Here is a 14,047-nt window from a genome sequence, read left to right on the forward strand (position 1 = left end):
CCCTGCCGGGCGGACCGGGGCGGTTGGACAGCCGGATGCCAGGTTACTTACCTTCGCTGTCCGAGCGGATGCCGGTCGTCGCTGTTTCCGTCGAACTGTTATGGCCGGGTTCGACCATGGTGAAACACTGGGCAGCCTTGGGGTACCCCGGGAAGTTCGTCGACCCCTTCGGGAGGGACACGGTGGAGTCTGGCACGGCAGCGCGACGCGGCAGTGGCGGAACGCGCGCGAGGGGCGGACGGTCCAGGAGTCGTGGGTCGGTCCAGGTCGACGCGGCGGCCCTGGAGCGGCTGCTCGCGTCGCTGGTGGCGATGCGGGACGGGAACTTCCGCAAGCGGTTGACGGTCTCGGGCGACGGGGTGATGGCGGAGATCTCCGCCGTCTTCAACGAGCTCGCGGACCGGCAGACGCATCTGACGGGTGAGCTGTCGCGGGTGCGCCGGGTGGTGGGCCGCGAGGGCAAGCTGTCGGAGCGGCTGGAGACCGGGGCCGGCGAGGGGGCGTGGGCGGCGGCCGTCGAGGCCGCGAACGCGCTGGTGGACGAGCTGGCGCGGCCGGTCTCCGAGGTGGGACGGGTGCTCTCGGCGGTGGCCGAGGGTGATCTGGGGCAGCGGATGGAGCTGCGCTCGGAGGGCCTGGACGGGACGACGAGGCCCCTGCGCGGGGAGTTCCTGAAGGTCGCCCGTACGGTGAACAACCTGGTCGACCAGCTGTCGGTGTTCGCGGACGAGGTGACCCGGGTCGCCCTCGAGGTGGGCACCGAGGGCAAGCTGGGCGGTCAGGCCCAGGTGCGGGGCATGTCCGGTTCGTGGAAGGACCTCACGGACTCGGTCAACACGATGGCGAACCGGCTGACGGCCCAGGTGCGGGACATCGCGCTGGTCACGACGGCGGTCGCGAACGGTGATCTGTCGCAGAAGGTCACGGCGAACGTGGCCGGCGAGATGCTGGAGCTGAAGAACACCGTCAACCGGATGGTGGACCAGCTCTCCTCGTTCTCGTCCGAGGTGACCCGGGTGGCCCGCGAGGTGGGCACCGAGGGGGAGCTGGGCGGTCAGGCCGAGGTGGCCGGGGTCGCCGGTGTGTGGAAGGACCTCACGGATTCCGTCAACACGATGGCGGGAAATCTCACCAATCAGGTGAGGGGTATCGCCGAGGTCACCACCGCGGTGGCCAACGGCGACCTGTCGCAGAAGGTGCGGGTGTCGGCACGCGGCGAGATCGCGCAGCTCGCGGACACCATCAACCAGATGACGGAGACGCTGCGGACCTTCGCCGACGAGGTGACCCGTGTCTCCGGCGAGGTGGGCGCGCAGGGCCTGCTCGGCGGTCAGGCGCAGGTGCCGGGCGCGGCGGGCACGTGGAAGGACCTGACGGACTCGGTCAACACGGTCTTCCGGAACATCACCACGCAGGTGCGGGACATCGCGCAGGTGACGACGGCGGTCGCGAACGGTGACCTGTCCCAGAAGGTCACGGTGGACGTGGCCGGGGAGATGCTGGAGCTGAAGAACACCGTCAACACGATGGTGGACCAGCTCTCCGCGTTCGGTTCCGAGGTGACCCGGGTGGCGCGGGAGGTCGGTGTCGAGGGTCTGCTCGGCGGCCAGGCCGAGGTGCCGGGCGCGGCCGGCACGTGGAAGGACCTCACCGACTCGGTGAACACGGCGTTCCGCAACCTGACGGGTCAGGTGCGGGACATCGCGCAGGTCACGACGGCGGTGGCCAACGGTGATCTGTCGCAGAAGGTCACGGTGGACGTGGCCGGGGAGATGCTGGAGCTGAAGAACACCGTCAACACGATGGTGTCGCAGCTGTCGTCCTTCGCCGACCAGGTGACGCGGATGGCCAGGGACGTGGGCACGGAGGGCCGGCTCGGCGGTCAGGCCCGGGTGGACGGCGTGTCCGGGCGCTGGCGGGAGCTCACCGACTCGGTGAACTTCATGGCCGGCAACCTCACGTCGCAGGTGCGGCAGATCGCCCAGGTCACCACGGCGGTGGCGCGGGGCGACCTGTCGCAGAAGATCGACGTGGACGCGCGGGGCGAGATCCTGGAGCTGAAGAACACCATCAACACGATGGTCGACCAGCTCTCGGCCTTCGCGGACCAGGTCACCCGGGTGGCCCGCGAGGTGGGTACGGACGGGCGTCTCGGCGGTCAGGCGCAGGTGCCGGGCGTCGCCGGTGTGTGGCGGGACCTGACCGACTCGGTGAACGGCATGGCCGGGAACCTGACGGCGCAGGTGCGCAACATCGCGCAGGTCGCGACGGCGGTGGCCCGCGGTGACCTGTCGCAGAAGATCGACGTGGACGCGCGGGGCGAGATCCTCGAGCTGAAGAACACCCTCAACACGATGGTGGACCAGCTGTCCAGTTTCGCGGACCAGGTGACGAGGGTGGCCCGGGAGGTGGGCACGGAGGGCATCCTGGGCGGTCAGGCCGAGGTGCAGGGGGTCTCCGGCACCTGGAAGGACCTGACCCAGTCGGTGAACTTCATGGCGAACAACCTGACCTTCCAGGTCCGCAACATCGCCGAGGTCACCACCGCGGTCGCGCGCGGCGACCTGTCGAAGAAGATCACCGTCGACGCCAAGGGCGAGATCCTGGAGCTGGTGACGACCGTCAACACGATGGTCGACCAGCTGTCGAACTTCGCCGACGAGGTGACCCGGGTGGCCCGTGAGGTGGGCACCGAGGGCATCCTCGGCGGCCAGGCCCGGGTGCGTGGCGTGACGGGCATCTGGAAGGACCTGAGCGACAACGTCAACCTGATGGCCAACAACCTGACCAGTCAGGTGCGGAACATCTCCCGGGTCTCCGCGGCCGTCGCCAACGGCGACCTGACCAAGAAGGTCACCGTGGACGCGCGCGGCGAGGTCGCGGAGCTCGCCGACACCGTCAACACGATGGTGACGACGCTGTCGTCGTTCGCCGACGAGGTGACCCGGGTCGCCCGTGAGGTGGGCACCGAGGGCGAACTGGGCGGCCAGGCGCGGGTGCCCGGGGTGTCGGGCACCTGGAAGGACCTGACCGAGTCGGTGAACTCGATGGCCGACAACCTGACCGGTCAGGTGCGCCAGATCGCCGCCGTCACCACGGCCATCGCCAAGGGCGACCTCACGAAGAAGATCGACATCGACGCGCGGGGCGAGATCCAGCAGCTGAAGAGCACCATCAACACGATGGTCGACCAGCTGTCGAACTTCGCCGAGGAGGTCACCCGGGTGGCCCGTGAGGTGGGTACGGACGGCCAGCTCGGCGGTCAGGCGCGGGTGCGGGACGTGGAGGGCACCTGGTGGGACCTCACGCAGTCGGTGAACGAGATGGCCGGGAACCTGACCCGTCAGGTGCGTGCCATCGCGGCCGTCGCCACCGCGGTGACCCGCGGCGACCTCAACGTCAAGATCGACGGTGTGGACGCGGCCGGTGAGATCCAGGCGCTGCAGGACAACATCAACACGATGATCTCCAACCTGCGCGACACGACCCTCGCCAACGACGAGCAGGACTGGCTCAAGGGCAACCTGGCCCGCATCTCCGGTCTGATGCAGGGCCGCCGGGACCTGGAGGACGTGGCCTCGCTCATCATGAGCGAGCTGACCCCGGTGGTCTCGGCGCAGCACGGCGCCTTCTTCGTGGCGATGCCGACGGGTTCGGCCCCCAACGACGCCGAACCGGTGGGTGAGGGGGAGGGCTCGTACGAGCTGAGGATGCGCGGCAGTTACGGCTACTCGGCCGGATCGATGCCGACCTCGTTCCGGCCCGGTGAGACGCTGATCGGGACGGCGGCCGAGGAGAAGCGGACCATCCAGGTCAACGTGCCCCCGGGCTATCTGAAGATCTCCTCGGGGCTCGGCGAGGCCGCGCCCGCCCATGTGATCGTGCTGCCCGTGCTGTTCGAGGGGCGGGTGCTCGGGGTGATCGAGCTGGCCTCCTTCCAGCCGTTCACCCAGATCCAGCGGGACTTCCTCAACCAGATCGCGGAGCTGATCGCGACCACGGTCAACACCATCAGCGTCAACACCCGCACCGAGGTGCTGCTCCAGCAGTCGCAGGAGCTCACCGAGCAGCTGCGGGAGCGGTCCGCGGAGCTGGAGCACCGGCAGAAGGAGCTGCAGAACTCCAACGCGGAGCTGGAGGACAAGGCCGAGCTGCTGGCCCGTCAGAACCGGGACATCGAGGTGAAGAACACCGAGATCGAGGAGGCCCGGCAGGTCCTGGAGGAGCGCGCCGAACAGCTCGCGGTCTCCATGCGCTACAAGTCCGAGTTCCTGGCCAACATGTCGCACGAGCTGCGCACCCCGCTCAACTCGCTGCTGATCCTGGCGAAGCTGCTCGCCGACAACGCGGACACCAACCTGACGCCGAAGCAGGTCGAGTTCGCCGAGACCATCCACGGCGCCGGTTCCGACCTGCTCCAGCTGATCAACGACATCCTGGACCTGTCGAAGGTCGAGGCGGGCAAGATGGACGTCTCGCCCACCCGGATCGCGCTGGTGCAGCTCGTCGACTACGTGGAGGCCACCTTCCGGCCGCTGACCGCGGAGAAGGGGCTGGACTTCTCGGTGCGGGTCTCGCCCGAGCTGCCCGCCACGCTGCACACCGACGAGCAGCGGCTGCTCCAGGTGCTGCGCAACCTGCTGTCCAACGCGGTGAAGTTCACCGACACGGGCGCCGTGGAGCTGGTGATCCGCCCGGCGGGCACGGACGTGCCGCAGTCGATCCGGGAGCAGCTCCTGGAGGCGGGGACGCTGCGCGACCCGGACGCCGAGCTGATCGCCTTCTCGGTGACGGACACCGGCATCGGCATCGCGGCCGGGAAGATGCGGGTCATCTTCGAGGCGTTCAAGCAGGCCGACGGCACGACCAGCCGCAAGTACGGCGGTACGGGCCTGGGGCTCTCGATCAGCCGGGAGATCGCCCGGCTGCTCGGCGGCGAGATCCACGCGGCGAGCGAGCCGGGCCGCGGCTCGACGTTCACGCTCTACCTGCCGCTGAGCCCCATCGAGCCGGCGCAGCAGGGTTACGGGCAGGAGCAGCCGGACCCGGCCGAACTCCAGGCCCTGGCCGGGGAGTCCGGCGACGGCCTCATGCACTTCGCGCCGGCGCCGCCGGCCGGGGTCCGCTCGGGCGCGCTGTTCCGGCACCGTCGCAAGGCGGTGGAGCAGCAGCGGGCGGCGGCCCCCGGGCAGGCCCCGCAGCACGGTACGGAGGAGGCGGAGGAGCGGCCGGAGCCGGCTCCGCGCCGGACGTACGGCTTCGCCGGGGAGCGGGTGCTGATCGTCGACGACGACATCCGCAACGTCTTCGCCCTGACCTCCGTCCTGGAGCAGCACGGTCTGGCGGTGCTGTACGCGGAGAACGGGCGCGAGGGCATCGAGGTCCTGGAGCAGCACGAGGACGTGTCGGTGGTGCTGATGGACATCATGATGCCGGAGATGGACGGCTACGCGACGACGACGGCGATCCGGCGCATGCCGCAGTTCGCCGGGCTGCCGATCATCGCGCTGACGGCGAAGGCGATGAAGGGCGACAAGGAGAAGGCCCTCGACTCGGGCGCCTCGGCCTACGTCACCAAGCCGGTCGACCCCGACGTCCTGCTGACGCTGATGGAGCAGTGGATGCGGGGGGAGGCCGGCCGCTGAGACCCGGGTCCGTCGGCGGTTCGCCGGCGGACCCGGCCGCACGGGTGTGAGAGGCCCGAGGACGGGGAACCTTCTGGTCTCCCACCGCGTTCGACGTACGGGCACGGGCTGCGTGCTCCGTGACAATGCGGTGACAGGGTGTGGCGACGGGCGGGGTGCGGCTACGATGACCGGCACAAGGACGGGCGGCGCATGGGAGTCGTCTTCTGGGGCGGCGCCCGGTGCTTCCCCCGGCTCGCAGAGCCGGAACGAGGCAGCGTCGGGGCGAGGAGGACGGGGCATGGTGCAGAAGGCCAAGATCCTCCTGGTCGATGACCGGCCGGAGAATCTGCTGGCGCTGGAGGCCATTCTCTCGGCGCTCGATCAGACGCTGGTACGGGCATCGTCCGGGGAGGAAGCGCTCAAGGCGCTGTTGACCGACGACTTCGCGGTCATCCTGCTGGACGTTCAGATGCCCGGAATGGACGGGTTCGAGACGGCGGCGCACATCAAGCGGCGCGAGCGGACCCGGGACATCCCGATCATCTTCCTCACCGCCATCAACCACGGCCCCCACCACACCTTCCGGGGATACGCGGCGGGCGCGGTCGACTACATCTCGAAGCCGTTCGACCCGTGGGTGCTGCGGGCCAAGGTCTCCGTCTTCGTCGAGCTGTACATGAAGAACTGTCAGCTCCGCGAGCAGGCGGCGCTGCTGCGGCTCCAGCTGGAGGGCGGCGGCCACAACGGGCACGCCAAGGAGTCCGCGGGGCTCCTCGCCGAGCTCTCCGCCCGCCTCGCCGCGGTCGAGGAGCAGGCCGAGGCGCTGTCCAAGCAGCTCGACGACGACTCGGCCGACGCGGCCGCCGTCGCCACCGCCGCCCATCTGGAGCGCAAGCTGACCGGACTCCGCCGGGCCCTCGACGCGCTGGAGCCCGGTACGGGCGGCGCGCCCACCCTGCCCTCGCAGAGCTGACCCGACGTCACCCGCCGGCGCCCGCCGTGAGCGGGCGTCAGTTTCGCGCCCTCGCAAGGGCGACACGAACGGGTGAGCTGTTTCCCCGGCGGCGTACACCGGTAACCTCAGCATCATGGCCTCACGTACGTCCGGCAAGGGTTCCCAGGGCACGGCGGGCACCGCAAAGCCGCGAGCCGGCCGTACGACCGGCACCGCGAAGAAGGCGGTGCCCGCCAAGTCGCCCGCCAAGCCTCCCGCGAAGAAGGCGCCGGCCAAGAAGGCCGCGCCCGCCAAGCGCGCGCCCGCGCGCAAGACCGCCGCGAAGAGGCCCGCGCCGCGCTCGGCGCCGTCCCCGACCGGCGGCCTCTACCGGCTGGTGCGCGGGCTCTGGCTCGGCCTGGCGCACGCCGTGGGCGCGATGTTCCGGGGGATAGGGCGCGGAGCCAAGGGCCTCGACCCGGCGCACCGCAAGGACGGGGCGGCGCTGCTGCTGCTCGGGATCGCCCTGATCGTCGCCGCCGGGACCTGGTCCAATCTGCGCGGACCGGTGGGCGACCTGGTCGAGATGCTGGTCACCGGTGCCTTCGGGCGGCTCGACCTGCTGGTCCCGCTGCTCGTCGGCGCGATCGGCGTCCGACTGATCCTGCACCCGGAGAAGCCGGAGGCCAACGGGCGGATCGCGATCGGTCTGTCCGCCCTCGTCATCGGCGTGCTCGGACAGGTGCACATCGCGTGCGGCTCGCCCGGCCGCGGAGACGGCACCAAGGCCATGCAGGACGCCGGCGGGCTGATCGGCTGGGCCGCCTCGAAGCCGCTCGTCTTCATGATGGGCGAGGTCCTCGCGGTCCCGATGCTGGTGCTGCTCACGATCTTCGGGCTGCTCGTCGTCACCGCCACCCCCGTCAACGCCATCCCGCAGCGGCTGCGCGCCCTCGGCGCCCGGCTCGGCATCGTCGAACCGGAGTACGAGCCCGAGGCGGACGGCGCCGACGACGCCTACGGCGACGACTGGCGCGAGGCGGGCCCGCAGCCCGCGCGCCCGGGCCGCCGCCGCGCCCCCGGCGCCGGGCCGGGCCACGACCCCGACGGGACCGACCGGGCCGAAGCCGCGGCCCTGGAGCGGCGCGGCCGGCGCCGTACCCCGCCCGCGTCCGCCTTCGACACCGGCGGGCTCGACCCCGTCGACGTCGCCGCCGCGGCGGCCGCCGCCCTGGACGGCGCCGTCCTCAACGGCATGCCGCCGTCCCCGCTGGTCGCCGGCCTGACCCGGGACCTCACCTCCGAGCGGGCCGCCGCCGTCGCGGCCGCCGCGGCCGACGCCGCCGAGGCACCGGCCGCCCCCGTGCCGACCGCGCGGGGGGCGAAGGGCGGCAGGGACGCTTCCGGCGGGGGAGTGCCGGACCTCACCAAGCCGGCGCCCGAGCCGACCGACCTGCCCCCGCGGGCCGAGCAGCTCCAGCTGTCCGGCGACATCACGTACTCCCTGCCGTCCATGGACCTCCTGGAGCGCGGCGGCCCCGGCAAGACCCGCAGCGCCGCCAACGACCTGATCGTCGAGTCGCTCACCAACGTCTTCGCCGAGTTCAAGGTCGACGCCGCCGTCACGGGCTTCACCCGGGGCCCGACGGTCACCCGGTACGAGGTGGAGCTCGGCCCGGCGGTCAAGGTCGAGAAGATCACCGCGCTCACCAAGAACATCGCCTACGCCGTGGCCAGCCCCGACGTGCGGATCATCTCGCCGATCCCCGGCAAGTCCGCCGTCGGCATCGAGATCCCGAACACCGACCGCGAGATGGTCAACCTCGGCGACGTGCTCCGGCTCGCCGAGGCGGCCGAGGACGACCACCCGATGCTGGTGGCGCTCGGCAAGGACGTCGAGGGCGGCTACGTGATGGCCAACCTGGCGAAGATGCCGCACATCCTGGTCGCCGGCGCCACCGGCTCCGGCAAGTCCTCCTGCATCAACTGCCTGATCACCTCGGTGATGATAAGAGCGACCCCGGAGGACGTCCGGATGGTGCTCGTCGACCCCAAGCGGGTCGAGCTCACCGCGTACGAGGGCATCCCGCACCTGATCACGCCGATCATCACCAACCCGAAGCGGGCCGCCGAGGCCCTCCAGTGGGTCGTGCGCGAGATGGACCTGCGCTACGACGACCTGGCCGCGTTCGGCTTCCGGCACATCGACGACTTCAACCAGGCGATCCGCGACGGCAAGGTCCAGCTGCCGCCGGGCAGCGAGCGCGAGCTCAAGACCTACCCGTACCTCCTGGTGATCGTCGACGAGCTCGCCGACCTGATGATGGTCGCCCCCCGGGACGTCGAGGACGCGATCGTCCGCATCACCCAGCTGGCGCGCGCCGCCGGCATCCACCTGGTGCTCGCCACCCAGCGGCCCTCCGTGGACGTCGTCACCGGTCTGATCAAGGCGAACGTGCCCTCCCGGCTCGCCTTCGCCACCTCCTCGCTCGCCGACAGCCGGGTCATCCTCGACCAGCCGGGCGCCGAGAAGCTGATCGGCAAGGGCGACGGCCTCTTCCTGCCGATGGGCGCGAACAAGCCGACCCGCATGCAGGGCGCCTTCGTCACCGAGGCCGAGGTCGCCACCGTCGTCCAGCACTGCAAGGACCAGATGGCGCCCGTCTTCCGGGAGGACGTCACCGTCGGCACCAAGCAGAAGAAGGAGATCGACGAGGAGATCGGCGACGACCTCGACCTGCTGTGCCAGGCCGCCGAGCTGGTCGTCTCGACCCAGTTCGGCTCCACCTCGATGCTCCAGCGCAAGCTGCGGGTGGGCTTCGCGAAGGCCGGCCGGCTGATGGACCTGATGGAGTCGCGCAACATCGTCGGACCGAGCGAGGGGTCGAAGGCGCGGGACGTGCTCGTCAAGCCCGACGAGCTCGACGGGGTGCTGGCCGTGATCCGCGGGGAGTCCGACGGCTGAGGGCGCCGAGCCGGGGGCTGCCGTACCGAGACCGGGCCGAGACTCACTCGTAAGGGAACGAGGGCAACCGTTTCCCTTGGTCATACGTCAAGTTGGAGGGAGGGACAGGATGATGTCCCAGCCTCATGGCGTACAAACGACGCCCGCCCGGTTGCCCCACCCTTTCGTACCACCCATAGACTGAACGTCCAGCAGGTGGCTACACGCTCGAAAGGCGCTCTCGTGTCCATCGGCAACTCCCCCGAATCCCCCGAGGACGACCGGAACTTCCCGGCAGATGACCGGGATTCGATCGGTCGTGCCCTCCAGCAGGCCCGTGTCGCCGCCGGTCTCACCGTCGAAGAGGTCAGCGCCTCCACCCGCGTGCGTGTCCCGATCGTGCACGCGATCGAGGAGGACGACTTCTCGCGCTGCGGCGGCGACGTCTACGCCCGCGGGCACGTCCGTACGCTCGCGCGCGCCGTGGGGCTCGATCCGGCCCTTCTGATCGAGCAGTACGACGCCGAGCACGGCGGCCGCCCCGCACCGACCCCGGCGGCACCGCTCTTCGAGGCGGAACGCATCCGCCCCGAGCCGCGCCGCCCCAACTGGACCGCCGCCATGGTCGCCGCGATCGTCGCCGTCGTCGGCTTCGTCGGCTTCACGATGTTCAACGGGAACGACGTGCGCGGCAACGGCACGGTCGCGGACGGCCCGGCCCCGGCGCCCAAGGCCAGCACCAGCGCCAAGCCCAAGCCGGTCAAGCCCGCCCCCAAGCCCGCGCCCTCCGAGAGCGCCATCGCGGCGGTCCCGCAGGACAAGGTCACCGTGAAGCTCACCGCGGTCGACGACAAGAGCTGGATCTCGGCCAAGGCGCACGACGGCAAGCTGCTCTTCGACGGACTGCTCCTCGCGGGCGAGTCCAAGACCTTCCAGGACGACGAGCGCGTCGATCTCATCCTCGGCAACGCCGGGCCGATCGAGCTCTACGTCAACGGCAAGAAGGTCCAGGACACCTTCGAGTCCGGCCAGGTCGAGCGCCTGTCGTACACCAAGGGAGACCCCGAGGCCGGCTGATCCCGGTGACCGGTGTGACGTGGGTGAACCCTGCGCGACGGAGGTACGGCCGGGACGAAGTAGTCTTGAGTCCATGCCCGAACGCCGTACCGTCGCCCTTGTCACTCTCGGCTGCGCCCGTAACGAGGTGGACTCGGAGGAGCTCGCAGGCCGCTTGGCAGCGGACGGCTGGGAGCTCGTCGAGTCCGCCGAGGACGCAGACGTCGCCGTCGTCAACACCTGTGGTTTCGTCGAGGCCGCCAAGAAGGACTCCGTCGACGCCCTCCTCGAAGCCAATGATCTGAAGGACCACGGCCGCACCCAGGCCGTCGTCGCCGTCGGCTGTATGGCCGAGCGCTACGGCAAGGAACTCGCCGACGCGCTCCCCGAGGCCGACGGCGTGCTCGGCTTCGACGACTACGCCGACATCTCCAACCGCCTCCAGACCATCCTCAGCGGTGGCAGTGTCGAGGCGCACACCCCGCGTGACCGGCGCAGCCTGCTGCCGCTGTCCCCGGTGGAGCGCCAGCAGGCCGCCTCCTCCGTGGCCCTGCCCGGCCACGGGGCCGTGGAGGCCCCTGAGGCGCCCGAGGCGCCCGTCGCCCCGGAGAACGTGCCGACCGACCTCCCCGACGGCCTGGCGCCCGCCTCCGGGCCGCGCGCCCCGCTCCGGCGCCGCCTGGACACCAGCCCGGTCGCCTCCGTGAAGCTGGCGTCCGGCTGCGACCGGCGCTGCTCCTTCTGCGCCATCCCGTCCTTCCGCGGTTCCTTCGTCTCGCGCCGTCCCTCGGACGTGCTGAACGAGACGCGCTGGCTCGCCGAGCAGGGTGTGAAGGAGGTCATGCTGGTCTCCGAGAACAACACCTCGTACGGCAAGGACCTCGGCGACATCCGGCTCCTGGAGAGCCTGCTGCCCGAGCTGGCCGCCGTCGACGGCATCGAGCGGGTCCGGGTCAGCTACCTGCAGCCCGCCGAGATGCGCCCCGGCCTGATCGACGTGCTCACCTCGACCGAGAAGGTCGTCCCGTACTTCGACCTGTCCTTCCAGCACAGCGCGCCCGACGTGCTGCGGGCGATGCGCCGCTTCGGCGACACCGACCGCTTCCTGGAGCTCCTGGAGACCATCCGCTCCAAGGCCCCGACCGCCGGCGCCCGCTCCAACTTCATCGTCGGCTTCCCCGGCGAGACCGAGGCGGACTTCGCCGAGCTGGAACGCTTCGTCACGCACGCCCGCCTCGACGCCATCGGCGTCTTCGGCTACTCCGACGAGGACGGCACCGAGGCCGCCACGTACGAGCACAAGCTGGACCAGGACGTGGTCGACGCGCGCCTCGCGCACCTGTCCCGGCTCGCCGAGGAGCTCACCGCCCAGCGCGCGGAGGAGCGGATCGGCGAGACCCTGGAAGTACTGGTGGAGTCCTTCGACGAGGAGGCGGACGGCTGGATCGGCCGCGCCGCGCACCAGGCGCCCGAGACCGACGGCCAGGTGCTCCTCCCGGCGGACTCCGCCGAGGGCCTCGGCCTGGCCCCGGGCCGTATGGTCAGGGCCAAGGTCGTCGACACCGAGGGCGTCGACCTGGTGGCCGAGTGCTGCGACCTTCTGGGCGACCCCCAGACCCCCGGAGCCGAGGAGGCGGGCAGATGACCGGAGTCCCGGCATCCGCGACGGGCGGGACCGGTAGGCCGGCGCCGCGCGGCAAGCTGGGCTCTGCGGCCGTCAACCAGGCCAGCCTGTGGAACATCGCGAACATCCTCACCATGGTCCGGCTCGTGCTCGTGCCCGGCTTCGTGGTGCTGCTCTTCCAGGACGGCGGGCACGACCCCGCATGGCGCGCCTGGGCGTGGGCGGCGTTCGCCGTCGCCATGATCACCGACGTCTTCGACGGGCATCTGGCGCGGACGTACAACCTGGTCACCGACTTCGGGAAGATCGCCGACCCGATCGCCGACAAGGCGATCATGGCGGCCGGACTGATCTCCCTGTCGTACCTCGGCGACCTGCCGTGGTGGGTGACGGGCGTGATCCTCGCCCGTGAGCTGGGGATCACCCTGATGCGGTTCTGGGTGATCCGGCACGGGGTCATCCCGGCCAGCCGCGGCGGGAAGATGAAGACCCTCGCGCAGGGCACGGCGGTCGGCATGTACGTGCTGATGCTCACCGGTCCACTCGCCACCTTGCGCTTCTGGGTGATGGCGGTGGCCGTCGTGCTGACGGTCGTCACCGGCCTGGACTACGTACGGCAGGCGGTCGTCCTGCGCCGCAGGGGGCTCGCGGCGGAGCGCGCCGAGGCCGCCGCGGAGGCGGACGGACGATGAACGAAGCCGCCCGGGTGCTGGAGCTGCTCGCGGAACGAGGCCACACGCTGGCCGCCGCGGAGTCCCTCACGGGCGGTCTGGTGGCCGCGGAGCTGACCGGGGTCCCCGGGGCCTCGAAGTCCTTCCGCGGCTCCGTCACGGCCTACGCGACGCCGCTCAAGGAGCAGCTGCTCGGGGTCGACCGGACCCTCCTGGCGGAGCGCGGCGCGGTCGATCCGGAGGTCGCGCTGCAGATGGCGGCGGGTGTGCGGGCCCGTCTGGGCGCCGACTGGGGCATCGCGACCACCGGCGTCGCGGGACCCGATCCGCAGGACGGCCAGCCCGTGGGGACGGTCTACGTGGCCGTCGCCGGGCCCGCCGGGGAGCGCTGCGGGGCGGGGAAGGTGGCCTCGTTGCGGTTGAACGGCGACCGCGCGGAAATCCGTAGAGAGAGCGTGCGGAGCGTGCTCGAACTGCTCCGAGAGCTGCTCGACGGAGAACACCCGGAAAATGCGCGGGCACAGGATACGGAACAGAACGGGGGAGATTGATGTTTGCAGCCATGAGTGAACACGACATCGCTCCCCGCACGGCCGCGGCGCGAGGCGGTACGGTGGGGCGTGAAGGATGCGGCTACGCGGTCCGAGGAGGGAGCCACCGATGATTCTGCTCCGTCGCCTGTTGGGTGACGTGCTGCGTCGGCAGCGCCAGCGCCAGGGCCGTACTCTGCGCGAAGTCTCCTCGTCCGCCCGAGTCTCACTCGGCTATCTCTCCGAGGTGGAGCGGGGGCAGAAGGAGGCTTCCTCCGAACTGCTCTCCGCGATCTGCGACGCGCTGGACGTACGGATGTCCGAGCTCATGCGCGAAGTGAGCGACGAGCTGTCGTTGGCCGAACTGGCCGAGTCGGCAGCGGCGAGCGAACCGGTGCCGGCACCGGTCCGCCCGATGCTCAATTCGGTGTCGGTGGCCGGTGTGTCCACCGAGCGGGTGACCATCAAGGCGCCCACAGAAGCGGTGAACGTCGTCGCCGCCTGAACCGAAGCTGCTTCGGCGAAGTGCGATGGAGCCCCGCTCGGCCCCCTGGAAGGGGTGCCGGGCGGGGCTCTTCACATGCGCCCCCGGGCCGGCTCCCGCGGGCGCTGGAGATGCCGGGTCCCGTGAGGGCGTGCCATGGTGGGGGCACGGCGGGGG

The 14,047-nt window shown here is 70.8% G+C and carries 8 protein-coding genes; all 8 read left to right on the forward strand.

What is annotated here, in order from left to right; all coding sequences use genetic code 11:
• The first annotated feature begins 182 nt into the window (after window positions 1–182).
• The 8 genes from OG309_RS27740 (at window position 183) to OG309_RS27775 (ending at window position 13,891) form a co-directional block, all read left to right on the forward strand.
• Window positions 183–5,645, forward strand: coding sequence for a HAMP domain-containing protein (locus tag OG309_RS27740; protein WP_329424780.1), 5,463 nt, complete (start codon window positions 183–185; stop codon window positions 5,643–5,645).
• A gap of 280 nt (window positions 5,646–5,925) precedes the next feature.
• A complete protein-coding gene (locus OG309_RS27745) occupies window positions 5,926–6,600 on the forward strand; it encodes a response regulator (RefSeq protein ID WP_329424782.1) in 675 nt (224 codons plus the stop codon).
• 115 nt (window positions 6,601–6,715) lie between these two features.
• Complete coding sequence (locus tag OG309_RS27750) at window positions 6,716–9,526, forward strand: DNA translocase FtsK (protein WP_329424783.1); 2,811 nt, start codon at window positions 6,716–6,718, stop codon at window positions 9,524–9,526.
• A 222-nt stretch (window positions 9,527–9,748) separates the two neighbouring features.
• Window positions 9,749–10,582, forward strand: a complete 834-nt coding sequence (locus OG309_RS27755) for a helix-turn-helix domain-containing protein (RefSeq protein WP_329424785.1) — start codon at window positions 9,749–9,751, stop codon at window positions 10,580–10,582.
• Between the two features lie 73 nt (window positions 10,583–10,655).
• The gene (rimO, locus tag OG309_RS27760) at window positions 10,656–12,206 is read left to right on the forward strand and encodes a 30S ribosomal protein S12 methylthiotransferase RimO (RefSeq protein WP_329424787.1); all 1,551 of its coding nucleotides are present in this window, start codon (window positions 10,656–10,658) and stop codon (window positions 12,204–12,206) included.
• The gene (gene pgsA, locus OG309_RS27765) at window positions 12,203–12,877 is read left to right on the forward strand and encodes a CDP-diacylglycerol--glycerol-3-phosphate 3-phosphatidyltransferase (protein WP_329424789.1); all 675 of its coding nucleotides are present in this window, start codon (window positions 12,203–12,205) and stop codon (window positions 12,875–12,877) included. The genes rimO and pgsA overlap by 4 nt, the downstream gene beginning before the upstream one ends.
• Window positions 12,874–13,407, forward strand: coding sequence for a CinA family protein (locus tag OG309_RS27770; RefSeq protein ID WP_329424791.1), 534 nt, complete (start codon window positions 12,874–12,876; stop codon window positions 13,405–13,407). The genes pgsA and OG309_RS27770 overlap by 4 nt, the downstream gene beginning before the upstream one ends.
• A gap of 109 nt (window positions 13,408–13,516) precedes the next feature.
• Window positions 13,517–13,891, forward strand: a complete 375-nt coding sequence (locus OG309_RS27775; RefSeq protein WP_329424792.1) for a helix-turn-helix domain-containing protein — start codon at window positions 13,517–13,519, stop codon at window positions 13,889–13,891.
• The last annotated feature ends 156 nt before the right edge of the window (window positions 13,892–14,047 follow it).

This window comes from Streptomyces sp. NBC_01268 (assembly GCF_036240795.1).
Lineage (GTDB): Bacteria > Actinomycetota > Actinomycetes > Streptomycetales > Streptomycetaceae > Streptomyces.

What these genes read in the sequence shown, in the direction of transcription:
- OG309_RS27750 (WP_329424783.1), top strand. Translation starts at nt 6,716, where the DNA reads ATGGCCTCACGTACGTCCGGCAAGGGTTCCCAGGGCACGGCGGGCACC.
- pgsA (WP_329424789.1), top strand. Translation starts at nt 12,203, where the DNA reads ATGACCGGAGTCCCGGCATCCGCGACGGGCGGGACCGGTAGGCCGGCG.
- rimO (WP_329424787.1), top strand. Translation starts at nt 10,656, where the DNA reads ATGCCCGAACGCCGTACCGTCGCCCTTGTCACTCTCGGCTGCGCCCGT.
- OG309_RS27775 (WP_329424792.1), top strand. Translation starts at nt 13,517, where the DNA reads ATGATTCTGCTCCGTCGCCTGTTGGGTGACGTGCTGCGTCGGCAGCGC.
- OG309_RS27745 (WP_329424782.1), top strand. Translation starts at nt 5,926, where the DNA reads ATGGTGCAGAAGGCCAAGATCCTCCTGGTCGATGACCGGCCGGAGAAT.
- OG309_RS27770 (WP_329424791.1), top strand. Translation starts at nt 12,874, where the DNA reads ATGAACGAAGCCGCCCGGGTGCTGGAGCTGCTCGCGGAACGAGGCCAC.